The organism is Streptomyces sp. NPDC101165 (genome assembly GCF_044768135.1).
In the GTDB taxonomy this organism is placed as follows: Bacteria; Actinomycetota; Actinomycetes; order Streptomycetales; family Streptomycetaceae; genus Streptomyces.
In genome coordinates this window covers 339,285-364,103 of the sequence record NZ_JBIWPG010000003.1, presented here as the reverse complement: position 1 = coordinate 364,103, position 24,819 = coordinate 339,285, and the positions used below count along the sequence as shown (strand labels likewise).

The following is a 24,819-nucleotide window of genomic DNA, read 5'->3' as shown; positions in this document are numbered from 1 at the left end:
GCGGCGGGCGGGCTCGACTCAGCCCGGTCGGCGGCGTCGCGCGCGCCAGCTCTCGTAGTGGTCGAGCAGGGTCTCCGCCACCGGCCGGTAGGTGAGCCCCAGTTCGTCGATGCCCCGGCGGTTGTCGACGCGGAAGCGGATGCCGAGGTGCTTGCGTATGTAGTCCTGGGTGAGGCCGAAGGAAGGGCCCAGGATGCGCACCGGCCAGTGCGGGAGCGCGGTGCGCGGCAGGCGCGGGTCGTAGGGGTGGCGGGTGCGGATGATGCGTGCCATCTCGTGGAACGACGTCATCGTCTCGGCCGCCACGATGTAGCGGCCCTTGGCCCCGGGGTTCTCGGCGGCCGCGATGTGCGCGTCGGCCACGTCCCGTACGTCGACCGTGGTGAAGCTGAAGTCGGGGGCGCCGTAGCAGAAGTAGCCCTTGAACAGCTCGTCGAGGAGGAAGAGGCTGCCGGACTCGGAGGCGGGGGTGAGGGACGGGCCCAGTATCAGGCCGGGGTTGACGGACACCATGCGCCAGCGGCCCTGTGCGGCCTCGGCGTCCCAGGCCGCGCGTTCGGCGACGGTCTTGGCGTAGTGGTAGGGGTTGTTCTCCGCCGTGCTGGTGGTGTTGAAGTACCTCTCGGACAGCACCTGGCCGTCCATGTGCAGGACGTCCGCGTAGTCACCGAACACCGCGCCCACGGTGGAGGTGAACACAAGGGTCCGGACCTGCGGGGTCCGCTCGATGCTCGCCAGCACGTTGCGGGTGCCGAGCAGCGCCGGGTCCACCACGTCCCGCCGGGCGTCGCTGATCCGCTCCGGCATGAGGAACGGCGAGGCCACATGGAAGACCACCGGGCAGCCACGGAACGCCTGGTCGAACGAACCCTCCTTCAGCAAGTCCGCCTCGAACACCGTCAGTTGGTTCGGAAACGCCTCCTGCATATCCCACAGCGGCCGCACCTTCGCCGCGTTCGCGGTGCTGCGTACAGTGGTGCGGACCTGGTAGCCACGCTCCAGCAGTCGCCGTACGAGACGGCTGCCGACGAAGCCGCTGCCGCCGGTCACCACGACGGTCGTCCCCCCGCGTCCGCCCACGCGCTCTCCTCCGCAAGAGGCCCCGGGCCGGCGCCCCCATAAGGGACCCCTGGGGAAGTCATAAGATCCACTTATGAGGTCATAGACCGGACCCGTGTACTAACTTAGGTCTGCCTTAGCCTAGGCTTCCCACTCGAGTATCTGATCACGCTCGAAGGGAACTGATCATGCCGCGCCCCCTGCGGGTAGCCATCGTCGGAGCCGGCCCCGCCGGGATCTACGCCGCCGACGCCCTGCTCAAGTCCGAGGTGGCCGCCGAACCCGGCGTCTCCATCGACCTCTTCGAGCGGATGCCCGCCCCGTTCGGTCTGATCCGCTACGGCGTGGCGCCCGACCACCCGCGCATCAAGGGCATCATCACCGCCCTGCACCAGGTGCTCGACAAGCCCCAGATCCGCCTGTTCGGCAACGTCGACTACCCGAACGACATCAGCCTGGACGACCTGCGTTCCTTCTACGACGCGGTGATCTTCTCCACGGGCGCGACGGCCGACCGGGATCTGCCGATCCCGGGCATCGAGCTGGACGGCTCGTACGGCGCCGCCGACTTCGTGTCCTGGTACGACGGCCACCCGGACGTGCCGCGCACCTGGCCGCTGGCGGCCGAGAAGGTCGCCGTGCTCGGCGTCGGCAACGTGGCGCTCGACGTGGCCCGGGTCCTCGCCAAGACGGCGGACGAGCTGCTGCCGACCGAGATACCCGCGAACGTCTACGACGGCCTGAAGGCGAACAAGGCCATGGAGATCCACGTCTTCGGCCGCCGTGGCCCGGCGCAGGCCAAGTTCAGCCCGATGGAGCTGCGCGAGCTGGACCACTCCCCCAACATCGAGGTCATCGTCGACCCCGAGGACATCGACTACGACGCGGGCTCGATCGAGACCCGGCGCGGCAACAAGCAGGCCGACATGGTCGCCAAGACCCTGGAGAACTGGGCGATCCGGGACGTCGGCGACCGGCCGCACAAGCTGTTCCTGCACTTCTTCGAGTCGCCCTCGGAGATCCTCGGCGAGGACGGCAGGGTGGTCGGCCTGCGCACCGAGCGCACCGCCCTCGACGGCACCGGCAACGTCAAGGGCACCGGCGAGTTCAAGGACTGGGACGTCACCGCGATCTACCGCGCCGTCGGCTACCTCTCCGACAAGCTGCCCAAGCTGCCGTGGGACATCGAGTCCGGCACGGTCCCGGACCAGGGCGGCCGGGTCATCGAGGAGAGCGGCAACCACCTCCCGTCGACGTACGTCACCGGCTGGATCCGGCGCGGTCCGGTCGGTCTGATCGGCCACACCAAGGGCGACGCCAACGAGACCGTGTCCAACCTGCTGGACGACTTCACGAACGGCCGTCTGCACACCCCGGACTCCCCCGCGCCGGAGTCCGTGGACGCGTTCCTCGCCGAGCGCGAGATCCGCTTCACCACCTGGGAGGGCTGGTACAAGCTGGACGCCGCCGAGCGGGCGCTGGGCGAGCCGCAGGGCCGCGGGCGCGTGAAGATCGTCGAGCGCGAGGACATGCTCCGGGAGAGCGGAGCCTGATTCCCGGGAGCACCTGGGAGGCTTCGGGAACGAGTCCAACGAGGCCTCCCAGGGCCCCTGTTAGGGTCCTGAGGTGTTCTCCCTGCGTGAGCCCCTCCTCTTCACCCGCCTGCGCGAGGCGCGCCGGGTCCTCGTCGCCGGTGCGGGCGGCGGTTTCGACGTCTACGCCGGACTGCCCCTGGCGTTCGCACTGCGGTCGGCCGGTGCGGAGGTCCACCTGGCCAACCTGTCCTTCTCCGCCCTGTACGGCCTGAGCCTGGACGCCTGGGTGGCGGAGGACGTCGCCGAAGTCCGCCCGGACACCCCGCTGCGCGGCGACTACTTCCCCGAGCGCGCGCTCGCCCGGTGGCTCGGGGAACAGGGGATGCCCGACACCGTGTACGCGTTTCCCCGTACGGGCGTCGAGCCGCTGCGCGCCGCCTACCGGGCGCTCCTCGATCATCTGGGCGGCGTGGACGCCGTCGTGCTGGTGGACGGCGGTACCGACATCCTGATGCGCGGGGACGAGCACGGGCTCGGCACGCCGGAGGAGGACATGGCGAGCCTGGCCGCCGTCGCCGGTCTCGACGAGGTCCCGCACCGGCTCGTGGCCTGCCTGGGTTTCGGGGTGGACGCCTACCACGGCGTCAACCACTCCCTGTTCCTGGAGAACCTGGCCGCCCTGGACCGCGAGGGCGCCTATCTGGGGGCGTTCTCGCTCCCCAGGGAGAGCGAGGAGGGCTCGCTCTATCTCGACGCGGTCGCGCATGCTCAGCAGTGCCACGAGAGCTACCCCAGCATCGTCCACGGCTCGGTCGCGGCCGCCGTGCGCGGGGATTTCGGCGACGTGCGGTTCACCGAGCGCACGCGGGACAGCGAGCTGTTCGTCAACCCGCTGATGTCCCTCTACTTCTGCGTGGACCTGCCCGCGCTGGCCCGTGCGAACCTCTACCTCGACCGGCTGGAGGGCACGATGCTGATGCGGCAGATCAGCTCGGTGATCGCCGGGTTCCGTGAGGAGCTGCCGCGTCAGCGGGCGCCCCGGGCGTTCCCGCACTGAGCCGGGGCGCGCCGGTCACGACAGGCCGGGCTCGGCCGCGACCAGGTCCCGGCGGCCGACCACCGCGAGCGTCACGGTCAGCAGGGCGAGCGCGGCCGTCTGCACGAGACCGCCGCCGAGGTAGGCGCCGGGCACGGGCAGCTGCAGCCAGGGGTAGAGAGCCGCGACCCGGACAGCCAGGATCAGCAGTCCGAGAGCGGCCAGGGCGAGCGCGCCGCCTGGCGTCGTACGGTCACCGCTCCGGGTCTGCCACAGGAGCCAGCCGAGCGCGCCCACGACGAAACAGCTCGCGGGGGCCCACGCCAGGTCGGGCAGGGCGGGCAGCACCACGACGGACGCCCCCATCACCACACAGGCGGTCATGAAGACCAGCCCGGGGGTGCCGACAGGGAGCCGGGCCGGTGGTGCGTCCCGGTGATGGGAGGCGCAGAGCGCGAGCGCCGGCAGCCAGGCCAGGAGCCCGAAGGAGGCGGCGAACGCCGGGTCCGCGGGGACCATGGCGCCCGTCAGCGGGCCGAGCAGCGGCCAGAGGGTGGGCAGCGCGGCGCACAGCGCGGCCGTGCGGGCGAGGCGACGGCGGTCGTGGAGGAGGGCGAAGTACGCGACCGTCCACAGCAGCGGAAGGGTCCACTGGGCGGCGGTGACCACCGCGGTGAGCAGCCCCTGGTCGGTGAACTGCGACAGGAACAGGTGCCGCCCCGAGCCGCCCCGGCCGACGGCCCAGGTCAGTTCGAGGACCAGCTCGACGACCCCCGCGGCCGCCTGGATCAGCACGGCGAACAGCGCGAAGAGCCGGACGGTCGAGCCGAGCAGGACGTAGCGGCGCGGCGCCCCGGGCGCTCCCAGCCGGCTGCGCACGGCGAGGGCCGCGATGCTCGCCACCTCGCCCGGGGTGGGCCGGCTCTGGTCCTGTGTGTCGCGGTCGACGTCCCACAGGTACGTCTCGACCATCTCCTCCTCCCGTTCACGCCGGTAGTAGGCGGGGAGCAGGCGCAGGACGGTGCGGTAGCGGGATTCCAGGAGCGTGGTCATGCGAAGCCTCCCGCGAGTCCGGGTGCCGTGGGGGGGTGGGGGGCGGTGTCGGCCGGTGCGGTGGCCCGGCGGCCCTCGGCGATGCGCCGCTTGGCGGCCCCGGCGCCGGCGGCCATGCGCTCCGCCTCCGCGTCGAGGGCCGCCACTCCGTCCTCGGTGAGCCGGTAGTAGCGCCGCAGGCGGCCCTGCTGCACCTCCTCCCGGTCCAGCACGATCAGTCCGTCGGCGGTCAGCCGGTCCAGTACCCCGTAGAGGGTGCCGACCCGCAACTGCACCTCCCCGTCGGACAGCTCCTCGACCTCGCGCAGGATGCCGTAGCCGTGCCGCGGCTGGTCGGCCAGCGCCGTGAGGACGAAGAACGCCGCTCGGGTCATGTTCCTCGATGCCATGCGAGCAGAATATATCGGCAGCCGATATATATCGAGCCACGGGTCGACGGGCGTGGCCGCCCTGCGCGAGACCCGACGGGCTCGCCGCACATGGTGAACGGGGCCTACCCCTAAGCGGATGGGAGGGCGGACCCCGTTCGACGGACAGTTTTCGGTACCGCAGGACGGTCCGGGGACGTGTGAACAGCGGTCACGTGATGTGTGCGGCGCGTACCCCGGGTGCGGGGCGCGCACCCCGTTCGCGGGGCGCGGGGCCGCGGCGGCGCGCCGCCTCCGGACCCCGCCCGGCGGGTACCGTGCCCGGGCGGTGATACTGGAACGCGCACCTGCCCCCATCAGCAGATTGGCCCATGTCGAACTCCGCCACCGACCGCGCCACCATCCCGCAGACCCTCTGGGCGGCCCGCGGCCGCCACACCGGTCCCGACACCGAGGACGTCGTCCGCCGCACCCTGCGTCGGCACAAGGAGAACGGGGACGTCGACGACTTCGCCGAGCCCCCGGTGACCGGGGAATCCCCCGAGGACTCCCCCGAACGGATCTTCGAGGCGCGCTGGCGGGCCGACGGCACCACGACCGTGCGGGCCCGGCTCACCCTCGTACCCCTGCAGGGCCGGCCCGAGGAGCGGCAGTGGACGCTCGTCGCGGAGGCGGAGCGTCCCTGGGACGAGGCGTGGCCCTCGCCGGCGACGCTGTTCTGGCCCGAGGCCGGACCGGCGGAGGGCGCCGACGGCGCCTGGGACCACCACCCCACCGTGGCGGGCCTGCGCTTCCGGCAGGTGAACGCGCTCCCCGAGGACGACAAGGAGATGCGGCGCCGGCTGCGGGACGCGGCCCGAGAGGCGTGGTGCGTGAACCTCGTGGTGCACGAGGCGATGACCCCGGACGAGCGCGGCCGGCTGCCGCTGGCCCGGCTGCTGCCGCCCGGACTGCGGCACCGCGTGCTGGAGCACCGGGCCGCGCCGCAGCAGCTGCGCGCCGTCAACTGGGCGCTGAAGGACCTCGGCGTCGAGGTGCCGCGCGGCGGCGCCGTACTGCTGCCCCCGGACCCCGCGCCGAAGGGCTACGACCGCCGGGAACACAGCGTGCGCACCGTCTTCCTCGACGGCTCCGAGCCGGCCGAACTCGTCGCGGCCCTGCGGCACTTCGCCGCCCTGCCCCGACCCCTGCCGCAGGGCGCCGCTGAGGCGCTGGCCGACCTGCGCGACCACTGGACCCTGCTGTCCCTCCAGGAGGAGCTGGAGCGCGAACGGCGGCTGGTCGCCATGTACGCCGAGGCGCTGGAGGCCATGACGAAGTCCCGGGACCTGTACCGGGAGGCCGCCGAGCAGGCCCACCAGGCCCTGGCCGCGTACCGCGACGCGCCCGTCCCGCACAGCTTGCCCCACCGGCAGGAGCGGCCCGGCGACCGGACGCCCTCCGCGCTGCAGCAGTTGACACGGACCTTCGAACGGCTGAAGTTCAGCACGAAGGGTTCGCGCCCGGACGCCTCCCCCGGTGGGGACGGCACGGACACCACCGACCCGGCGTGAGCCAGGAGGGACAGGAGGCCGCATGGATTCCACGACGACCCTGCTGGTGATCGTCGGCGTCGTCGCGGCGCTGCTGCTCGGCGTGGCCGTCTGGCTGCTGGTACGGCTGGTGCGCGCCCGGCGGACCCTGCAGCGGGCCGGGCTGCCCACGGGGCCGCGCTGGGTGTTCTGGGGCGCGATCCTGTATCTGGTGCTGCCCACCGACCTGCTGCCCGACCCGGTCTACCTGGACGACATCGCCGTCCTGCTCCTCGCGTTGCGCAGCCTGCGCACCGCCCGCACGCTGCCGCCCGGACCCACGGAGTACTGAACTTCCGCTGCGCGAGGGCAGGTTGCCGCATCATGGAGCGATGCAGCCCACGTTCACCGGGATCCCCGATCGGCCGGCCTCACCCGACGTCGCCGTGGTCGTCGACGTGATGCGCGCGTTCACCGTCGCCGCCTGGGCGTTCCGGCGCGGCGCGGAGAAGATCGTCTTCGCCGGTACACAGGAGGAGGCCCTGGAGCTGAAGGCCCGCCACCCGGGCTGGCTGGCCTTTCAGGACGGTCCGCCGGTGCCGGGGTTCGACCTGGCCAACTCGCCCGCCCGGCTGCGCTCGCTCGACGTGCGGGGTCGTACGGTCGTGCAGAAGACCACCGCCGGTACGGCCGGAGCGCTGGCGGTCGCGGACGCGCGGCTGCTGCTGTGCGCGAGCTTCCTGGTGGCCGGGGCGACCGCCGAGGTGCTGCGGCGCGCCCGGCCGGACACGGTGACCTTCGTCGTCACCGGGGACGGCGGACGGGCCGAGGAGGACCTGGCCTGCGCCCAGTACATCGCGGCCCGCACCGACTCGCCCACCGCCGATCCCGCGCCCTACCTGGACCGGGCCCGGCACTCCGACGCCGCCGCCCGGCTCGCGAAGGGCGTACGGCTCGGCTGGGAGGGTGTCCACCCCGAGGACGTTCCGATGTGCCTGGAGGCGAACACGTTCCCGTTCGCCATGACGGCGACCCGCATGGACGGCCGTCTGGTGCTGCGGCCGGTGGACGTGGGTGCGCAGGCCTGACCGGGCGCCGGTCCCACGCGGCTGCGGCGGCCCGATCCGACAGCCGTCGGCACGGGTACGGCAGCCCGGTCAGCCACCGTCGGCGCGGCTGGGGCGGCCCGCTCCGACACCCGTCGGAGCGACAAGGGCGGCCCGCTCCGAAACCCGTCGGCGCGGGTACGACGGCCGGGCTCAACACCCCACCGCTCGGCCACGACGACCTGACCCGCCACCCGTCAGCACAGCCACGACGGCGGGGCCCAACACGCCCCTGCACAGCCACAGCGGCCTGACCGCCCCCCCAGGCACAGCCACCGCGGCCGGCCCCAACACCCCTTCGCACAGCCACAGCGGCCTCGATCAACACTCCTCCGCATTGCGGTCGTCAGTCATCACGAGCGTGGCGAGCAGCACCGTCAGCGCCGCGACCGCGGCCGCCGCTGCCGCCGTACCCGCGAGCCACGGCGAGGCCAGGAGTGCGGACCGGAGCCAGGTCCGATCCTGGTGGCCGAGGGTGCCACCGAGTACCTGCACCGCGGCGAGCGCGGCCGTGACCAACAGCGTCACGGTGGCCGCGGCCAGCCGGACCGGTACCAGCCGCGTCGGCAGCGCGAGAGCCAGCAGGAGGCAGAGCCCCGAGACGGCCAGGGTCGCCTGCAGGACGGGTTGGGACAGGCCCTCCCAGTAGCGCGGCGCATGGGCCGCGCCGCAGAGCAACACCACCAGAGCGGCGACGCGGGCCAGCCGCAGAGGCGCCTTGGGAGACGCGCCGTCCGCAGTGCGCTCGCCGGTCTGCCGAGGCTTCGGGGCGGCCTCGTCCGGTGCCGGAACGGCGGTGGCGGGCTGCATGTCGACAGGCTCCGTGACCGCCTCCCGGACCATCGGCGCGGGCAGCGCCGTCCCGTGCGCGGGCCGCTCGGCGGCGAGGTGGGCGATCAGCTCGGCGAGTTCCTCGACGGGGCGACCGACGGCCACCGCCTCGACCGCGGCACGCACGCAGCGGGGCTCCACGGGGGTATGGCGCAGCAGTTCCATCAGCCGGGTGACCTCCTCCAGCGGGCGGCACTCGACGGCGGCGCGGATCGCCTCGTCGGCACTGCCGCTGGTGCGCGGCGGCCGGGTGAGAAGGGTGACCAGGCGGGTGACGTCCTCCACGGACCGGCCGACACCGGCGGCGCGCAGCGCTTCGGCGGTGGTCCGGGCGTGCTCGGGCCGGCGTTCCAGCAGGGTGATGAGCCGGACGACGTCCTCCAGGGGGCGGTCGGCGACAGCCGCGCGGACCAGACCGCGCAGGGGATCGCCGTAGGGGTCCTCCTCACGCGGGGCCTCGGGGCTGCTCCCCAGGAGCAGCTCGGGCCAGGGGTCGGGGTCCGGGGACGCTGTGGCGACCCCGGTGGCGGCCGGAGCGGGGGATATTCCGGAGGATTCGTCGGGACGGGGCGACGGAGAGCTGGTCATCTGGGCTCCAGAGGAAGGGTGCGGCCACACCGGCGCGCCGCGCGCGGCGCGGAATCACGCAGTCCGCAGCACGGAATCACGCAGTCCATTACTAGGAGCACGTACGCCGTCCCGCCACCCGGGTGCGGCACAGGTGTGAGGTGCGCGGCACCAGGTCCGTACGGGCCCTCCCCACGGCCGCGCCCCTGCAGTACCGTCTTCTCCCGCCCAGGTGCGTTACGCCACCGACGTGGCGCATTCTTGTGTCATCCACCCGGCGGTACGGGACGAGGTAGGGCCCATGGCTGGGAGCGGAGAGCCGGCGGTCCGTACGCGGGCGCGGCTGACCACGCTGCTGGTCGACGCCTCGACCGGCGCGCTCGGCGCGGCCGGGGCACGCGTGGCAGGCGTGTACCTGCGCTCCAGCACCCCGGGGCTGCTGCGCCTCGCGGTGCTCGTCGGGCTGCCCGGCCCGCTGTTCCGGCCCTGGTGGCGACTGCACGTCGGCCGGCCCTTCCCGGTGGCCGACGCCTACCGGCTCGGCGTCCAGGTGGTGCTGCCCAACGCCACGGAGACGATGCGCCGATATCCCCAGTTCGCGGCGGGGCTGCCTTTCCCCTTCGGGTCGGTGCACGTTCCCGTGCCGGGCGGGACCGAGCCCTTCGGAGTGCTCACCGTGCTGCGCCCCGCGGCGACGGACACCGTGGACGAGCTGCTGGACCGCGACCTGCTCACACGGCTCGCCGAGGGGCTGGGAGCCGAGCTGCTCGCTCTCGCCGACGGGGACGAGGCGGTCATCGCCTGGGACGGTGAACCCCATTGCGTACGGCCGCCCGCCACGCGGCCGGCACAGGCGCGCGTGGGGCGGTTCACCTGGGATCCGGAGACTTCGGCGGTGCACCCGGACGACCGGCTGTACGCGCTGCTCGGGCTGGATCCGGCCGAGTTCGAGGGGACCGGCCCGGCACTCGCGAACGCAGTGTCCCCGGCCGAGGCGCACCGGATCCTGGCCGCACTGCGCGAGACGGGCGCCGGGAAGCCGCCGGCCGCGCCCCTGAACGTGTGGTCGGAAGAAGGGACGCCTCGGCTCCTCGACCTGTCCCCGGCGACGGAGGCCCGCGAGGCGTCCCTGGTCGTCGGAACCGTCTTCGACCCCGGCCCGGGCGTCTCCGCGGACGGCGCGGCCGACATGCTGCCGCAAGGGGTGTTCTGCCTGGACCGGCTGGGTCTGCTCGTGTACGTCAACCCGGCCGCGGCGCGGATGGCGGGCCGGGAGCGGGCCTGGCTGCTCGGCCGTCCGCTGTGGGAGGCGATGCCGTGGCTGACCGGGCCGCCGTGCGACGACCATCTGCGCAGTGTGCTGCTGTCCCAGGAGCCGGTGCACGTGCACGTCCGGCGTCCGGCAGCCGGGCGTGCGGCAAGTGGTGACGGCGACTGGCTCGCCCTCTCGGTGCATCCCGGCCCGGACATCCTGACCTGCACGCTCGTCCCGGCCAGCCGTGTCGACGCGCCCGCTGCCCCCTCCCCCGAAGCCCCGGCCGAGGCGGAACCGCACACGCCGGAGGACTCGGTGCCCGGCGATCACTCGCTGACACCGCTGTACCGGCCCATCGCCCTCGCCATCGCGCTGACGGACGCCGTGACCGCCCGGCAGGTGTCGGCGGTCGTGATGCAGGAGCTGCTGCCCGCGTTCGGCGGCCGCCGACTGGCCATCTACCTGCTCCAGGACCGGCACCTGTACCTGGCCTGGGAGACCGGATTCCCGCAGGGCTTCCTCTCCCCCTTCGACGGCGTCGGCCTGGACGCGCACCTGCCCGGCGTGGAGACCCTCACGACCGGCCGCCCGATCTTCTTCGAGTCCATGCAGCAGCTGGCGGCCACCTACCCGGGCATACCCCTGGACGCCGAGGAGGGCGCCCGCGCCTTCCTGCCGCTGATCGCCTCCGGCCGGCCGGTCGGCTCCTGCATCCTCGGCTTCGACCGGCCCCGCAGCTTCAGCACGGAGGAGCAGACGGTCCTGACCGCGCTCGCCGGGCTGATCGCGCACGCGATGGAGAAGGCGCAGCGCTACGACACCGAGGCCGCGCTCGCCCGCGGCCTGCAGCAGGCCCTGCTGCCCCGGCGGCTGTCGGCGCACCCGCAGGTGGAGACGGCGGGCCGCTATCTGCCGGGCACTCAGGGCATGGACGTCGGTGGGGACTGGTACGACGTCGTCGAGGCCGGGGACGGGCTGGCGCTGGTCATCGGCGATGTGCAGGGGCACGGAGTGCAGGCGGCGGCCACCATGGGCCAGCTGCGCAGCGCCGTACGCGCCTTCGCGCTCGGCGACCGGCCGCCCGACGAGGTGCTGAGCGGCACGAACCACCTGCTCATCGATCTCGACCCGGGCCAGTTCGCCAGCTGCTGCTACGTCCGTCTCGACCCGGCCACCGGGCAGGCCCGGGTCGCCCGGGCGGGACATCCGCCGCCGCTGCTGCGCTGCCCCGACGGACGTACCCAGGTGCTGGACATCCCGGGCGGTGTCGTCCTCGGCGTGGATCCGTGCGCCCAGTACCCGGTGACCGACCTGCGGTTGGAACCGGAGGCGATCCTCGCCCTGTACACCGACGGCCTCGTGGAGCGGCCCGGCGCCGACATCGACGACGGCATCACCGCGCTGCGCCTCGCGCTGGCGAGGGCCGGCGGGGTCGCCGGACGGCGCGGCGGCCGGTCCCTGGCCGGGGTCGCCGACCGGATCACCGCCACCGCCCGGCACGCCACCGCCCGCCCCGACGACGTGGCGCTCCTGCTCGCCACCCGCCGTACCCCGCAGCGCCGGTGACCGGGGCCCGCCGCCGGAAGAGGCGGCTTTCACCTCGGGCGACGGCCTCGCCTGACGGGGCCGGGCAGTGTAGACATGGGCACATGGTGCGTCTGCCCGGCCGGTCCGAGACCCGGCCGCCCCGTCCTTCCGGGCAACCGCGCGCACCGCAGGGCCCGCGGAAGGACACTTCGGACGCGAACGGCGGCCGTCCGGGGGTGCTCCGGTCGGCGGTGACCGGGCGCAGCGTGGCCGGGCAGGTGTTCCTCCTCCAGGTGGTGATCGTGCTGCTGCTGGTCGTCTCGGCCGTGGTGGCACAGGTGCTCCAAGTGCAGCACGACAGCAGCAGAGAGGCCTACAACCGCTCCCTGGCCGTCGCCCAGACGTTCGCCAACGCGCCCGGCACGGCGGCCGCCCTGCGCTCCCCGGATCCGACGGCCGTCCTGCAGCCGAAGGCCGAGGCCGCCCGCAAGGGGTCGGACGTGGACTTCATCGTGGCGATGAACACCGACGGCATCCGCTACACCCACCCCAAGCCGGACCGCATCGGCAAGAAGTTCGTCGGGACCATCGCGCCGGCGGTGGCCGGGGGCACGGTCGTCGAGAAGATCCACGGGACGCTCGGCGAACTGGTGCAGGTCGTCGTACCGGTGAAGGACTCCGACGGCAAGGTGGTCGGCCTGGTCTCGTCCGGCATCACCACCGCGCACGTGGGCGGGGCCGCCGACCAGCAACTGCCCCTGCTGCTCGCGGCGGCCGCGGCGGCACTCGCGCTGGCCACCGGGGGCACGGCCCTGGTCAGCAGGCGTCTGTTGCGGCAGACGCACGGCCTCGGCCCGTACGAGATGACACGGATGTACGAGCACCACGACGCGGTGCTGCACGCCGTCCGGGAGGGCGTGCTCATCGTCGGCGGCGACGGCCGGCTGGTGCTCGCCAACGACGAGGCGCAGCGGCTGCTGAACCTGCCCGAGGACGCCGAGCAGCGTCATGTGCTGGAGCTGGGTCTGGACGACGACACGGCCGGGCTGCTCGCCTCCGGGCGGGTCGCCACGGACGAGGTGCACCTGGTAAAGGACCGGCTGCTGGCCATCAACCAGCGCCCCACCGACCTGCGCGGCGGCCCGGCCGGCAGCGTCACCACGCTGCGCGACTCCACGGAGCTGCGTGCCCTCTCGGGCCGCGCGGAGGTGACGCGCGAGCGGCTGAACATGCTGTACGACGCCGGCGTGGGCATCGGCACCAGCCTGGACGTGGCCCGCACGGCGCAGGAACTGGCGGAGCTGGCCGTGCCGCGGTTCGCGGACTTCGTCACCGTGGACCTGTTCGACCCGGTGCTGAACGGGGAGGAGCCGAGGCCCGGGACCGCGCTGCGCCGGGCGGCCTGCAGCGGCATCCGCACGGACGCCCCGCTGTATCCGGTGGGCGAGCGCATCCGGTTCGTGCCGACCTCGCCGCAGGCCCGGAGTCTGACGACCGGGCAGTCCGTGGTCGAGCCGGTGCTGCGGGAGGCGCCCGGCTGGCTCGCCCAGGACCTGGAGCGCACCGGGCAGATCGTGGCCTACGGCATCCACTCCCTGATCACCGTTCCGCTGCGGGCCGGCAGCCTGGTCCTCGGTCTGGCCAACTTCTATCGTTCGGAGAAGCCGCAGCCGTTCGACTCCGAGGAGCTGGCCCTCGCCGAGGAACTGGTCGCGCGGGCCGCCGTGTCCATCGACAACGCCCGCCGCTACACCCGTGAGCACAGCATGGCGGTGACCCTCCAGCGCAGCCTGCTGCCGCGCTCGATGCCGGAGCAGGGCGCCCTGGAGATCGCCTACCGCTATCTGCCGGCGCAGGCGGGGGTGGGCGGCGACTGGTTCGACGTACTGCCGCTGTCCGGCACCCGGGTGGCCATGGTGGTGGGGGACGTCGTGGGACACGGACTCCACGCGGCGGCGACGATGGGCCGGCTGCGCACGGCGGTGCACAACTTCTCCTCGCTCGATCTGCCGCCCGATGAACTCCTCGGGCTGCTGGACGAGTTGGTGGGCCGGATCGACCAGGACGAGACCCCGGCCGACGGCGCCGCCGCGGTCACCGGCGCGACCTGTCTGTACGCGGTGTACGACCCGGTGTCCCGGGTCTGCACGGTGGCCCGGGCCGGCCATCCGCCGCCCGCGCTGGTGCACCCCGACGGCCGTGTGGAGTTCCCGGACGTGCCCGCCGGTCCCCCGCTGGGCCTCGGCGGACTGCCGTTCGAGACCGCCGACCTGGAACTGGAGGAGGGCAGCCGCCTCGTCCTGTACACCGACGGCCTGGTGGAGGACCGTGAGCGGGACATCGACGAGGGCCTCGATCTGCTGCGCGACGCCCTCGGCCGGGCACCCGACGCCTCGCCCGAGGACACCTGCCGGGCGGTGCTCGACAGCCTCCCGAACCGGCCCAGCGACGACGTCGCGCTGATCGTGGCCCGGACCCGCGTGCTCGGCGCGGACCGGGTCGCCGAGTGGCAGGTGCCGTCGGATCCGGTGGCCGTCTCCGAGGTACGGGCCTCGGTCACCCGGCAGCTGGCCGAGTGGGACCTGGACGAGCTGTCGTTCACGACGGAACTGATCCTGAGCGAGCTGGTCACCAACGCCATCCGCTACGGACGCGGGCCGATCGGCGTACGGCTGCTGCGCGACCGCATGCTGATCTGCGAGGTCTCCGACCGCAGCACGACCTCCCCGCATCTGCGGTACGCGGCGACCACCGACGAGGGCGGCCGCGGCCTGTTCCTCGTCGCCCAGCTCGCCGAGCGCTGGGGCACCCGCTACACCCACAACGGCAAGATCATCTGGGCGGAGCAGCCGCTGCCCTGAGCTCCGGGAGTCCCTGGGCGGTGACCACCGGTGTGCGCCAGGGCGGTCAGCCCAGGGCACGGTCCAGGTTGAACGCGGCGCTGATGAGGGACAGGTGGGTGAACGCCTGCGGGAAGTTGCCCTGTTGCTCGCCGGTGCGGCCGATCTCCTCGGCGTACAGGCCGAGATGGTTGGCGTAGGTGAGCATCTTCTCGAAGGCCAGCCGGGCCTCGTCCAGCCGGCCGGCCCGGACCAGTGCCTCGACGTACCAGAAGGAGCAGATGGAGAAGGTGCCCTCGTCGCCGCGCAGCCCGTCGGGGCTGGCCTGCGGGTCGTAGCGGTAGACGAGGGAGTCGGAGACCAGGTCCTCGGAGAGGGCGTCCAGGGTGGACAGCCACTTGGGGTCGGTCGGCGCGATGAACTTGGCCAGCGGCATCATCAGCACCGAGGCGTCGAGCACGTCGGCGCCCTCGTACTGCACGAAGGCGTTACGGCGCTCCGACCAGCCGCGCTCCATGATCCGTCGGTAGATGGCGTCCCGGGCCTGGCGCCAGCGGCGATGGTCGGCGGGCAGCCCGCGGTGGGTGGCGAGGCGGATGGCCCGCTCGATGGCGACCCAGCACATCAGCCGCGAGTACAGGAAGTTCTTGCGGCCGCCGCGGGTCTCCCACACACCCTCGTCGGGCTGGTCCCAGTGGTCGCACACCCAGTTGACGAGGTGGCACACGTCGTCCCACTGGCCGCTGGAGATGGGCTCGGCCCACTTGTCGTAGAGGTAGATCGAGTCGATCAGGGCGCCGTAGATGTCCAGCTGGAGCTGGTCGGCGGCGGCGTTGCCGACCCGGACCGGGGCGGAGCCGAGGTGTCCCTCCAGGTGGGGCAGTTCGCGTTCGGGCAGGTCGGCACGGCCGTCGATGCCGTACATGATCTGCAGCGGGCCGGAGCCGTCGCCGCAGCCGGGGCTGATGTGTGTGGTCAGGAACTTCATGAAGGCCGCTGCCTCGCCGCTGAAGCCGAGCCTGAGCAGCGCGTAGACGGCGAAGGCGGCGTCGCGGACCCACACGTAGCGGTAGTCCCAGTTGCGCTCGCCGCCGAGCTGCTCGGGCAGGCTGGTGGTGGGCGCGGCGACGATGGCGCCGGTGGGGGCGTAGGTGAGGAGCTTGAGGGTGAGGGCGGAGCGGTGCACCATCTCGCGCCAGCGGCCCCGGTAGCGGGACTGGTGCAGCCAGCGCCGCCAGTAGGTGACGGTGGCGTTGAACTCGTGCTCGGCCTCGGCGTGGGCGCAGCCGCGGGGGGCCACCTCGGTGCCGGCCTGGTCCAGGGCCAGCACCGCCGTCTCGCCCTCGCTCAGCTTGAAGTCGGCCCGCGCGTCCCGGCCGTCGCACTCCACGACGACGGTGGAGGTGAGGGTGAGCGACAGCTTGGCGGACTCGAAGAAGACGAGGCCGTCCACGGTGCGCAGGGTGTGCGGTTCGGAGCCGTAGTCGAAGCGCGGGGCGATCAGCGCCCGGAAGGGCACGGTGCCGCGGACGCACACCACGCGCCGGATGAGCCGGTGCCGGCCCTCGACATGGGACTCGTCTCCGCCGACCGGCATGAAGTCCTGGACCTCGCCGACGCCGTCCTCGGTGAAGAACCGGGTGATCAGCACGTTGGTGTCCGGGAAGTAGAACTGTTTGGTGCGCGCCGGTACGGCGGCGGCCAGCTCGAAGCGGCCGCCGCGCTCGGCGTCGAGAATGCCCGCGAAGACGCTGGGTGCGTCGAAGGACGGGGAGCAGTACCAGTCGATCGTGCCGTTGGTGCCGACCAGGGCGACGCTGCGCAGATCACCGATGAGGCCGTGTTCGGCGATCGGCAGGTAGCGGGGGCTCCCGGACAGGTCCTGCGGGAAGGGGATCTCGGCCATCGCTCAGGGCCTCCCGGTGCGGTGTGCGGGCTGCATTCCAGCTCGGGCTGCATTCCAGCTTAGGGCCCGTCCGACAGTTCCCGTCGTCCGCCCGAAGGGCGGGCCCTGAGGGCGAGTGCTTCGGCGCCGGGCGGGCAGATGCCTGTCACGCCGGCGCCGCGGCGCCTTCCGGATGCAGGGTGCGCCGAGGCGCGGAATGGTGAGTGTGTGCCCCGTTCGGCGGCACCGGCACGGATGCGGTCATCCGGACCGAGGAGGAGGCATCATGTCGACATCCACACCCGAAGAGTCCCGTTCGTCCGACGACCACTGCACCCCGGACGCCCTGCTCCACTCCGCTCCGCCGAGGGACGTCACCGCGGAGGACCTGGTGATGGCGGCAGGCAGGGACGTCACTCCGGCGAACCTCGACTGGGCGCGCCGCAAGCTGGAGACCGAGGGCCAGGCAGCCGTGGAGAAGCTGCTGCCCTAGGGCGGTCCGGGGAATCCGAGGACACCAACGGGGAGGCGCCGGGCAGGGGCGCGCGGGCCGCAGGGCAGTGGGCCCGCCCGGCGCCCGGTGCTGCCCGCACGGCGGGCCGTGACCGTCGTCGCGCAGCCCGATGGCCGGCACGCGCTCAGGTCTGCCGGGTGCCGCCGCGTCCGTAGGCGGCGGCGAGGAGCAGCGCGGCGAGGGCGGTCAGGGCGGTGCCCTGCCAGCCGAGGGTGCTGAGCAGGGGTGCGGCGAGGCCGGTGCCGACGGCGCCGATCGTGAAGTACAGCACGAGGTAGACGCTGCTGAGGCTGCCGGAGCGTTGGGGGTCGAGGGCGATGACGCGGCTCTGGTTGGCGGCCTGGGCGGCGAAGCAGCCGGCGTCGCAGAGCGCGAGTCCGGCTGCCGTGACCGACGGGGTGTTCAGGCCGGTGACCAGGAGGGCGACTCCGGCCGCGGCGGCCGCCATGGAAGCGGTGATCACGGCGCGGGGGCCGTACCGGTCGGCGAGGCGTCCGGTGAGCGGGAGTGCGGCGAAGCCGAGGAGTCCGGCCAGGCTGTACAGCCCGATGGCGGTCGGGCCGAGGGAGTGGGGCGGCTGCGCCAGAGCCAGGGCCAGGGCGACCCAGACGAGGTTGAAGGCGAAGTACCACAGCCCGCCGGTGGCCGCCGCGCGGCGCAGCTGCGGATGGCGGCGCAGGAGTGGGGGAAGCGAGCCGAGGGTGGCGCGGTAGCTGCGGCGGGAGTGCGGCCGCTGCCGGGGCAGGAGCGTGGCGGCGGCGATCGCGCCGAGCACGGCGAGGGCGGCGAAGACGAGGAGCATCCGCCGCCAGCCGAGGACGTCGGCGAGGGTTCCCCCCGCCAGGCGGCTGAGCAGGATGCCGGCCGACATGCCGGCGGCCACGGTGGCGACGCCGGTTCCCCGGCTCCCGGGCGGGGCGTGCCGGCCCGCGATGCTCCCGGCCTGGGCCGCGACACTGGCGGCAGCGCCGATGAGCAGGTAGGCGGCCAGCAGCGCGACCGCGCCGGGTGCGTCCGCGGCGAGGGTGAGGGCGGCGGCCAGGGCGGTGAGCTGTGCGGCCACCAGGCGGTTGGGGGCGAGGTGGTCGGTGAGCGGGAGCAGGAGGGCGAAGCCGGTCATGCAGCCGGCGAGTGCGGCGGTCGGTACGAGGCCGATCACGGAGAGGGGGACGTCCAGGTCGGCGGCGACCGCGGTGAGCGCGGGCTGCAGGGCGTAGTTGTTGGCGATCGCCGTCCCGGCCATGGAGGCGAGGAGGAACGTGCCGCCTCGGGGAAGGGGGCCGGTCACGGCTGTGCGCCGCGGGTGAGGACGACGGCGTAGCGGCACTCGGCGTCGGTGGTGTTGGCGAAGACGCGCTCGGCGGGCTCGCCGAGTTCGATGGTGTCGCCCGCGTCGAGTTCATGGACCGTGTCGCCGTCGTGGAAGGTCAGATGGCCGTCGAGGACCCAGACGACCTGGCGTACGAAGGCGAAGGCCGCGGCCGGATACGGCACACGGGCACCGGCGGGCAGGCGGATCTCGGCGATCTCCGCGGGGAAGTGCGGGCCGGTGATCTGGCGGCGCCGGTAGCCGGTGCCGGGGTCGCGCCACTCGGGCGCGTCGCCGCGGCGGCGCACTCCTGCGACGCCGTCCGTGGAGCCCTGCGTTCCTTCTTCCTCCTGTGCGCCTTCGGCGAGGGCGAGCAGGGAGGCGACGCTGAGCTGGAAGGCGGCGGACAGCTTGCCGAGGACGACGGCGGTGGGGCTGCTCTCCCCGCGCTCGATCCTGCTGATCATGGCCTGGGAGACGCCGGAGGCGTCCGCGAGCTGGGCCAGGGTCCAGCGGCGGCGCTCCCGCTCGGTGCGGACGCGGGCCGCGATCTGCCCCACCAGAGGATCTACTATGTTGGACATGAATCCAATATACGAGAGAAGCCGGGCCGTGACGGTACGGGCGGCACACTCGGGCGACGCGGAGGCGATCCGCGCGATCCGCAACCACGCGGTCGAGCACTCGACGGCCCTGTGGACGCAGACCCCGCAGTCCCCCGCCGAGGGGGCGGCCTGGCTGGCCGCTCACCTGGAGCGCGGTTCGGCGTTCGTGGCCGAGGTGGAGGACGAGGTGGCCGGGTTCGCGGCCTTCGGCCCGTGGCGGAGCCTGGACGGGTACCGGCACACGGTGGAGGACTCGGTCTACGTCCGCGAGGACCGGCACGGGCTCGGCATCGGCTCCGCGCTGCTGGCCACCCTCGTCGCCGCTGCCCGTGCGGCCGGCCACCACGTCGTCATCGCCGACATCGAGGCCGGGAACACCGCGTCGATCAGGCTGCACGAGCGGTTCGGGTTCCACCACGTCGGAACGGTGCCGGAGGTCGGCACCAAGTTCGGCCGATGGCTCGACCTGGCCATCATGCGGCTGCCCCTCACCTGAGCCGGCGGCAGCCGCCACAGACGCGACTGAACGCCCACCCCGGAGGGCAGGCGCTCAGCTCGACGGATCAGGGCACCCGGGTACGGCCCATGGCTCCCTGCTCGTGCTAGGTCAGGGGACGAGCCGCACGATCTGCGGGTCGTGGTCGCTGGCCTGGTCGGAGAACTCGGCGTTGGTGTGGACGATGTCGTAGTCGTACAAGGACAGCGCCGGGCTGGTCAGGATGTGGTCCAGGACCTGGGAGTTGCCCTGGTACACGTAGGTGTAGCGCTCCCCGGCGGGCAGCGTGGCGGGGAGGTCGGTGAGGCCGGTGCCCGAGGTCAGGGTGGACAGGGTGCCGGAGAACTCGAAGTCGTTGAGGTCGCCGAGGACCACGACGCGGGCGCTGGGCTGGACGGCCAGCAGCTGCTTCACGAAGCCGTTGACCTGGGTGGCCTGCTGGGCGCGCTGGGTCTCCGAGCTGCGGGTGGGCGGCTGGACGCGGGCGTCGAGGGGCTGGTCGCCGCCCTTGGAGTTGAAGTGGTTGGCGATCACGAAGACCGTCTTGCCCTGGAAGGTGAACTCGCCGGCCAGCGGCTTGCGGCTGCTGTTCCAGGCGGAGTTGGTGGGGTTGATCCGGCCGGGCGAGTAGGACAGCGCCGCGGTGCCGCCGTTGTCGACCACGGACACCGCGTTGGTGGAGGTGCCGCCGGGGCGGTCGGTGAAGCCGACGCGCGCGGGGTTGTAGAGGAAGCCGACGCGGATGTTGCCGCCGGGCTCGCCGCCGTCCTGGTCGTCGACCGGGTTGATCTGACGGTAGGCGTAGGTCGGGCCGCCGGCCGCGGTGATGGCGTTGATCAGCTTGTTGTAGGTCTGGTCGGCGGCCACCACACCGTTGTCGGTGGGGCCGTTGTTGTCCTGGATCTCCTCCAGCGCCACGATGTCGGGCGAGGAGAGGTTGGTGACGATGCCCGCCGCGAGCCGGTCGAACTTGGACTGCGGGTCGGTCGGGTCGAGGTTCTCCACGTTGTACGTGGCGACGGCCAGCTCGCCGGCGTTCTGGGCGCGGGTCGTCTCGCGGGCGAGGTTGTTGTCGGTGAGCGCGCCCAGGGTGGTGGCCTGGATGGTGTAGCCGCCGAAGTTGTCGTAGTCGAGCGGGCCCACGGTGCTGCCGCCCAGGACGTCGCCGACGTCGGCGGCCGGGAAGGAGCCGGTCAGCGACATGACCTTCACCCGCCCGGTGTTCTGCGAGGTGTACGAACCGTAGACGGTGCCGCCGCGCGGGCTGGGATTCTCGGCCGGCTTGGCGGTGACGAACAGCTCGTTGTACGTGTTACTGGCTCCGACGACACGGGCGTCGTCGACCTGGACGCGCATGCCCTCCAGCGACTCGAACCGGTCGAGGGCGTAGGTGGCGGGGGCCAGGGTCTGGCTCTCGAGGTTGCCGCTGTTGGTGTAGGCGGCGGGGATCGAGGCGGCGTCGAGCACGAAGGGCGCGGGCAGCGGGTTGCCGGTCGAGGCGGTCGACTGGATCTGCGGCCCGGTCAGCTCGGTGAGCGACTGCCCGCCGGCCGAGGAGCCGCCGGGGTAGTACTCGGAGACCGTGCCCCGAACGGTGATCTTGTTGCCGACCTTGGTGGTGATCGAGGAGGACCCGGCGTACGCGAAGACGGCGTCGCTGGTGGCCGGGTTGCCGTCGCCGACCGGGTCCTGGATCCAGTAGCCGCGCGAGGAACCGGTGGTGCGGATCGCGGTGACGATCCCACTGACCGTCACCTGCTGGCCGCCGTAGGGGGACTTGCGCGTGTTGCCCTGCACGGCGGAGATGGTGACGGTCGCGGCCGACGCCGGTGCGGGCAATGCGAGCAGCGTGCCCGTCAGGGCGCCGGTGAGCGCGGTGGCCGTCAACAGGCTGATGCGCGAGGGACGGTGGGTTCTCGAACCAGACTTCATGAGGGTGCCTTTCGCGAGCGGTACGGACAGATCGCGAGCACCGCTCCGGGGCGTCTGGGGGAACGCGCCCTGGCGGCATGGAGGTTGTAGTGGCGCGAGGTTGCGACGCGGCAACCGGCAGGTGTTCCACGCGCGTCGGATGCGGACGGCCGGAGGCGTACGACGGTCGCGCGCCGGTCGCCGACATCCACGCACCCCCGCGGTGCCGCGGGCCTTCCGTGTGGTGCCCGGCGGCTGTCAGACTCCGGAAGATGCCCGACTTCGACATGCTCGTCATCGGATCCGGACCCGGCGGGCAGAAGGCCGCCATCGCCGCGGCCAAGCTCGGTCGCCGGGTCGCCGTCGTCGACCGCCCCGACATGCTCGGCGGGGTCTCCCTGCACACCGGCACCATCCCGTCCAAGACCCTGCGCGAGGCCGTGCTGTACCTGACCGGTCTCACCCAGCGCGACCTGTACGGGCAGAGCTATCGACTGAAGGAGGACATCACCGTCGCCGACCTGACCGCGCGCACCCGGCACGTGGTCGGCCGTGAGGTGGACGTCGTCCGCAGCCAGCTCTCCCGCAACCACGTGGCCGTCCACTCGGGCACCGGCCGGTTCACCGACCCGCACACCGTCGCCCTGCGCGACGAGGTCACCGGTCATGAACGGCTGCTGAGCGCCGAGCACATCGTCATCGCGACCGGCACCCGGCCGGCCCGCCCGGGCAGCGTGGCGTTCGACGGGCGCACGATCATGGATTCGGACAACGTGCTCTCGCTGGAGCGGGTGCCGCGCTCGATGGTGATCGTGGGCGCCGGTGTGATCGGCATGGAGTACGCCTCGATGTTCGCCGCGCTCGGCAGCAAGGTGACGGTCGTGGAGAAGCGGCCAGGGATGCTGGACCTGTGCGACGTCGAGGTCGCGGAGTCGCTCAAGTACCACCTGCGGGACCTCGCCGTCACCTTCCGGTTCGGGGAGACCGTCGCCGCCGTCGAGCGCCATGCCCGGGGCACGCTGACCGTGTTGGAGAGCGGCAAGAAGATCCCCGCCGACACGGTGATGTACTCGGCCGGCCGTCAGGGCCTGACCGCCGGGCTCGACCTGGACAGGGCGGGGCTGCGGGCGGACGCGCGCGGCCGGATCGAGGTGGACGAGCACTACCGCACCGAGGTGCCGCACATCTACGCCGTCGGTGACGTCATCGGCTTCCCGGCGCTCGCGGCGACCTCCATGGAGCAGGGCCGGGCGGCGGCGTACCACGCGTGCGGGGAACCGGTCGGGCAGATGCACGGCCTCCAGCCGATCGGGATCTACACGATTCCGGAGATCAGCTTCGTGGGCCGGACCGAGGACCAACTCACCGAGGACTGCGTCCCGTTCGAGGTGGGCGTCGCCCGCTACCGGGAGCTGGCCCGGGGCCAGATCATCGGGGACTCGCACGGCATGCTGAAGCTGCTGGTCTCCCCGGTGGACCGCACCCTGCTCGGCGTGCACTGCTTCGGCACCGGCGCCACCGAGCTGATTCACATCGGCCAGTCGGTGATGGGCTGCGGCGGCACGGTGGACTATCTGGTGGACGCGGTCTTCAACTACCCGACGCTGGCGGAGTCGTACAAAGTGGCCGCCCTGGACGCGACGAACCGGCTGCGCCAGATCGACCATCTCGCCGACTGAGAGGTATCAGAACAGGTCAGCGGACGTTACCGGTTGGTCATCTTGAAACGTCAATGAGTGACGCTATAGTCACACCCACACACGGTGACCGTCCGCCGACGCTCGGCAGCACGGTGTGTCCATCCACCCCCCGTTCTTCCTGGCCGGCTCCTGACCCGAGGCCATCCCTTCTCGGGTACGAGGCGGGTCCACCCCCCACCTGCACGCCGTAGGGCCGGGCGCCCGTGCGCCGTGCACAACCGGAAAGCGGCACGACCATGAGCAACAACAGGGGCAGAGGGCTGCAGGCCAATGTCCTCGGCACGTTCGACACCGTGGTGATGGCGGTCGCCGGCAGCGCACCGGCCTACTCGCTCGCCGCGACCACCGCCGTCCTGGTCGGCGCGGTGGGACTGGCCAGCCCGGCCGCCCTGCTGTACTGCGCGATACCCATGCTGGGCATAGCCCTGGCGTTCAGCTACCTCAGCCGGATCGACGTCAACGCGGGCGCCAGTTACTCCTGGGTGGGCCGCACCCTCCACCCGTTCCTGGGCTTCATCAGCGGGTGGGCGCTGGTGATCTCGGCGACCATCTTCATGGTGGCCGGTTCGCTGCCCGCCGGGTCGATGACGCTGGCCCTCTTCGACGACAAGCTCGCGGACGACACGGCGCTGTCCACGGTGGTCGGCGCGGCGTGGTTCCTCGTCATGCTGGGCGTGGTGCTCGGCGGGGCCCGGCTCACCGTCCGCGCGCAGCTGCTCATGTCCGGTGTGGAGCTGGGGATTCTGGCGCTGTTCGCGGTGCTCGCCGTCTTCCACACGGACAACGCCCGCGCCTTCGACTGGTCCTGGCTGGGCTTCTCCCACTTCGACGGGATGTCCGGGTTCGCGTCCGGTGCGCTGCTCGCCGCGTTCTACTACTGGGGCTGGGACGTCACCAGCAACCTCAGCGAGGAGACCCGCAACAGCCGTCGCACGACCGGACTCGCCGGCCTGATCGGGGTCGGCATCGTCTTCCTGCTGTTCGAGGTGTTCACCATCGCGGTGAACGTCATCCTGACCTCGAAGCAGATCGAGCAGAACGACGCCAACGTGCTCGCGGTGCTGGGCGAGGAGATCTGGCCGGGCTGGGGCGGCAAGCTGCTCATCGTGTCCGTGATGCTGTCCACCATCGCGACGCTGGAGACGACGCTCATCCAGGTCACGCGCTCGCTGTTCGCGATGGGCCGCGACCGTACGATGCCGACCGCGCTGGGCCGGGTGCACCGCACCTGGAACACGCCGTGGGTGGCGATCGTGGTGGTCGGCGGGGTCGCGCTGGCGATGTTCATCGCCTCCAACGCGCTCGGCTCGGTGGGCGAGATCCTCTCCGACGCGATCTCGGCGATCGGCCTGCAGATCGCCGTCTACTACGGCCTCGCCGGCCTCGCGGTGGTCGTCGCCTACCGCAAGATGCTGCTGAAGTCACCGGCCAACTTCCTGCTCGGCGGGCTGTGGCCGCTGTTCGGCGCCGTGTTCATGTTCTGGATCTTCGTCGAGTCGCTGGGCGAGCTGAACGGCGCCGCGATCGCGATCGGCATCGGCGGACTGGCCGTCGGGCTCGTCCCGATGCTCTGGTACTGGCGGCAGGGCAGCGACTACTACCGGCCCGCGAAGCTGGACGCGACCCGGACCGTGGAGGCGGAGTACGTTCCCGACGACGCCGGTGTGCCGTCCCGGCCGCACGAGGGTCTCCCCACCGACTTCTGAGGGAG

The 24,819-nt window shown here is 72.5% G+C and carries 19 protein-coding genes; 11 read left to right on the top strand and 8 right to left on the bottom strand.

What is annotated here, in order from left to right:
- Window positions 1–18: 18 nt before the first annotated feature.
- A complete protein-coding gene (locus ACIRVH_RS08260; RefSeq protein WP_403949518.1) occupies window positions 19–1,080 on the bottom strand; it encodes an NAD-dependent epimerase/dehydratase family protein in 1,062 nt (353 codons plus the stop codon).
- A 167-nt stretch (window positions 1,081–1,247) separates the two neighbouring features.
- Here ACIRVH_RS08260 and ACIRVH_RS08255 point away from each other — a divergent pair, with 167 nt between their 5' ends.
- Both ACIRVH_RS08255 and ACIRVH_RS08250 read left to right on the top strand, forming a co-directional pair.
- The gene (locus tag ACIRVH_RS08255; protein ID WP_403949516.1) at window positions 1,248–2,612 is read left to right on the top strand and encodes an FAD-dependent oxidoreductase; all 1,365 of its coding nucleotides are present in this window, start codon (window positions 1,248–1,250) and stop codon (window positions 2,610–2,612) included.
- A gap of 73 nt (window positions 2,613–2,685) precedes the next feature.
- Window positions 2,686–3,651 carry a DUF1152 domain-containing protein gene (locus tag ACIRVH_RS08250; RefSeq protein ID WP_403949515.1) on the top strand — a complete coding sequence of 322 codons (966 nt, stop codon included), beginning with the start codon at window positions 2,686–2,688 and terminating at the stop codon, window positions 3,649–3,651.
- Window positions 3,652–3,666: 15 nt separating this feature from the next.
- Here the strand turns inward: ACIRVH_RS08250 and ACIRVH_RS08245 are convergent, their stop codons facing one another.
- Together ACIRVH_RS08245 and ACIRVH_RS08240 are read right to left on the bottom strand one after the other, a co-directional pair.
- Entirely contained in the window at window positions 3,667–4,683 is a 1,017-nt protein-coding gene (locus tag ACIRVH_RS08245) for a hypothetical protein (protein WP_403949512.1), read from the bottom strand.
- Window positions 4,680–5,057, bottom strand: a complete 378-nt coding sequence (locus tag ACIRVH_RS08240) for a PadR family transcriptional regulator (RefSeq protein WP_403949948.1) — start codon at window positions 5,055–5,057, stop codon at window positions 4,680–4,682. The genes ACIRVH_RS08245 and ACIRVH_RS08240 overlap by 4 nt, the downstream gene beginning before the upstream one ends.
- Window positions 5,058–5,422: 365 nt before the next feature.
- On the opposite strand from ACIRVH_RS08240, the gene ACIRVH_RS08235 reads away from it, so the two are divergent.
- From ACIRVH_RS08235 to ACIRVH_RS08225, 3 genes are read left to right on the top strand one after another with little or no spacing between them, the layout of a single operon-like run.
- Entirely contained in the window at window positions 5,423–6,604 is a 1,182-nt protein-coding gene (locus ACIRVH_RS08235) for a hypothetical protein (RefSeq protein ID WP_403949510.1), read from the top strand.
- Between the two features lie 22 nt (window positions 6,605–6,626).
- Window positions 6,627–6,914, top strand: a complete 288-nt coding sequence (locus ACIRVH_RS08230) for a YkvA family protein (protein ID WP_403949508.1) — start codon at window positions 6,627–6,629, stop codon at window positions 6,912–6,914.
- Between the two features lie 40 nt (window positions 6,915–6,954).
- The gene (locus ACIRVH_RS08225) at window positions 6,955–7,650 is read left to right on the top strand and encodes a 2-phosphosulfolactate phosphatase (RefSeq protein WP_403949506.1); all 696 of its coding nucleotides are present in this window, start codon (window positions 6,955–6,957) and stop codon (window positions 7,648–7,650) included.
- Window positions 7,651–7,989: 339 nt separating this feature from the next.
- Here ACIRVH_RS08225 and ACIRVH_RS08220 read toward each other — a convergent pair whose 3' ends face one another.
- Window positions 7,990–9,087: a hypothetical protein gene (locus ACIRVH_RS08220; protein ID WP_403949503.1), complete on the bottom strand. Its 1,098-nt coding sequence runs from the start codon at window positions 9,085–9,087 to the stop codon at window positions 7,990–7,992.
- A 280-nt stretch (window positions 9,088–9,367) separates the two neighbouring features.
- Between ACIRVH_RS08220 and ACIRVH_RS08215 the strand changes: the two genes are divergently transcribed.
- Together ACIRVH_RS08215 and ACIRVH_RS08210 are read left to right on the top strand one after the other, a co-directional pair.
- On the top strand, window positions 9,368–11,887 hold the full coding sequence (locus ACIRVH_RS08215) for a SpoIIE family protein phosphatase (protein WP_403949501.1): 2,520 nt from the start codon (window positions 9,368–9,370) through the stop codon (window positions 11,885–11,887).
- Between the two features lie 83 nt (window positions 11,888–11,970).
- Window positions 11,971–14,709: a SpoIIE family protein phosphatase gene (locus tag ACIRVH_RS08210; protein ID WP_403949498.1), complete on the top strand. Its 2,739-nt coding sequence runs from the start codon at window positions 11,971–11,973 to the stop codon at window positions 14,707–14,709.
- 46 nt (window positions 14,710–14,755) lie between these two features.
- Here the strand turns inward: ACIRVH_RS08210 and ACIRVH_RS08205 are convergent, their stop codons facing one another.
- Entirely contained in the window at window positions 14,756–16,594 is a 1,839-nt protein-coding gene (locus ACIRVH_RS08205; protein ID WP_403949496.1) for a glycoside hydrolase family 15 protein, read from the bottom strand.
- A gap of 265 nt (window positions 16,595–16,859) precedes the next feature.
- Here ACIRVH_RS08205 and ACIRVH_RS08200 point away from each other — a divergent pair, with 265 nt between their 5' ends.
- Window positions 16,860–17,066, top strand: a complete 207-nt coding sequence (locus tag ACIRVH_RS08200) for a hypothetical protein (RefSeq protein ID WP_393478091.1) — start codon at window positions 16,860–16,862, stop codon at window positions 17,064–17,066.
- 145 nt (window positions 17,067–17,211) lie between these two features.
- On the opposite strand, the gene ACIRVH_RS08195 is transcribed toward ACIRVH_RS08200, so the two are convergent.
- Window positions 17,212–18,375 (bottom strand): MFS transporter, encoded by a 1,164-nt coding sequence (locus tag ACIRVH_RS08195; RefSeq protein WP_403949493.1) that lies wholly within the window; start codon window positions 18,373–18,375, stop codon window positions 17,212–17,214.
- On the bottom strand, window positions 18,372–18,980 hold the full coding sequence (locus ACIRVH_RS08190) for a helix-turn-helix domain-containing protein (protein ID WP_403949490.1): 609 nt from the start codon (window positions 18,978–18,980) through the stop codon (window positions 18,372–18,374). Before ACIRVH_RS08190 ends, ACIRVH_RS08195 begins: the two co-directional genes overlap by 4 nt.
- On the opposite strand from ACIRVH_RS08190, the gene ACIRVH_RS08185 reads away from it, so the two are divergent.
- Window positions 18,979–19,497 carry a GNAT family N-acetyltransferase gene (locus tag ACIRVH_RS08185; RefSeq protein WP_403949488.1) on the top strand — a complete coding sequence of 173 codons (519 nt, stop codon included), beginning with the start codon at window positions 18,979–18,981 and terminating at the stop codon, window positions 19,495–19,497. The genes ACIRVH_RS08190 and ACIRVH_RS08185 overlap by 2 nt on opposite strands.
- 111 nt (window positions 19,498–19,608) lie before the next feature.
- Here the strand turns inward: ACIRVH_RS08185 and ACIRVH_RS08180 are convergent, their stop codons facing one another.
- On the bottom strand, window positions 19,609–21,429 hold the full coding sequence (locus ACIRVH_RS08180) for an endonuclease/exonuclease/phosphatase family protein (RefSeq protein WP_403949486.1): 1,821 nt from the start codon (window positions 21,427–21,429) through the stop codon (window positions 19,609–19,611).
- 251 nt (window positions 21,430–21,680) lie between these two features.
- On the opposite strand from ACIRVH_RS08180, the gene sthA reads away from it, so the two are divergent.
- Together sthA and ACIRVH_RS08170 are read left to right on the top strand one after the other, a co-directional pair.
- On the top strand, window positions 21,681–23,087 hold the full coding sequence (gene sthA, locus ACIRVH_RS08175) for a Si-specific NAD(P)(+) transhydrogenase (RefSeq protein WP_403949483.1): 1,407 nt from the start codon (window positions 21,681–21,683) through the stop codon (window positions 23,085–23,087).
- Between the two features lie 257 nt (window positions 23,088–23,344).
- Window positions 23,345–24,814 carry an APC family permease gene (locus ACIRVH_RS08170; protein ID WP_403949481.1) on the top strand — a complete coding sequence of 490 codons (1,470 nt, stop codon included), beginning with the start codon at window positions 23,345–23,347 and terminating at the stop codon, window positions 24,812–24,814.
- Window positions 24,815–24,819 lie beyond the last annotated feature (5 nt).

Bases quoted from the DNA above. Each gene is read 5' to 3' on its own strand.
- ACIRVH_RS08255 (WP_403949516.1), top strand. From the start codon at position 1,248: ATGCCGCGCCCCCTGCGGGTAGCCATCGTCGGAGCCGGCCCCGCCGGG.
- ACIRVH_RS08245 (WP_403949512.1), bottom strand. From the start codon at position 4,683: ATGACCACGCTCCTGGAATCCCGCTACCGCACCGTCCTGCGCCTGCTC.
- ACIRVH_RS08240 (WP_403949948.1), bottom strand. From the start codon at position 5,057: ATGACCCGAGCGGCGTTCTTCGTCCTCACGGCGCTGGCCGACCAGCCG.
- ACIRVH_RS08235 (WP_403949510.1), top strand. From the start codon at position 5,423: ATGTCGAACTCCGCCACCGACCGCGCCACCATCCCGCAGACCCTCTGG.
- ACIRVH_RS08230 (WP_403949508.1), top strand. From the start codon at position 6,627: ATGGATTCCACGACGACCCTGCTGGTGATCGTCGGCGTCGTCGCGGCG.
- ACIRVH_RS08225 (WP_403949506.1), top strand. From the start codon at position 6,955: ATGCAGCCCACGTTCACCGGGATCCCCGATCGGCCGGCCTCACCCGAC.
- ACIRVH_RS08220 (WP_403949503.1), bottom strand. From the start codon at position 9,087: ATGACCAGCTCTCCGTCGCCCCGTCCCGACGAATCCTCCGGAATATCC.
- ACIRVH_RS08215 (WP_403949501.1), top strand. From the start codon at position 9,368: ATGGCTGGGAGCGGAGAGCCGGCGGTCCGTACGCGGGCGCGGCTGACC.
- ACIRVH_RS08210 (WP_403949498.1), top strand. From the start codon at position 11,971: ATGGTGCGTCTGCCCGGCCGGTCCGAGACCCGGCCGCCCCGTCCTTCC.
- ACIRVH_RS08205 (WP_403949496.1), bottom strand. From the start codon at position 16,594: ATGGCCGAGATCCCCTTCCCGCAGGACCTGTCCGGGAGCCCCCGCTAC.
- ACIRVH_RS08200 (WP_393478091.1), top strand. From the start codon at position 16,860: ATGTCGACATCCACACCCGAAGAGTCCCGTTCGTCCGACGACCACTGC.
- ACIRVH_RS08185 (WP_403949488.1), top strand. From the start codon at position 18,979: ATGAATCCAATATACGAGAGAAGCCGGGCCGTGACGGTACGGGCGGCA.
- ACIRVH_RS08190 (WP_403949490.1), bottom strand. From the start codon at position 18,980: ATGTCCAACATAGTAGATCCTCTGGTGGGGCAGATCGCGGCCCGCGTC.
- ACIRVH_RS08180 (WP_403949486.1), bottom strand. From the start codon at position 21,429: ATGAAGTCTGGTTCGAGAACCCACCGTCCCTCGCGCATCAGCCTGTTG.
- sthA (WP_403949483.1), top strand. From the start codon at position 21,681: ATGCCCGACTTCGACATGCTCGTCATCGGATCCGGACCCGGCGGGCAG.
- ACIRVH_RS08170 (WP_403949481.1), top strand. From the start codon at position 23,345: ATGAGCAACAACAGGGGCAGAGGGCTGCAGGCCAATGTCCTCGGCACG.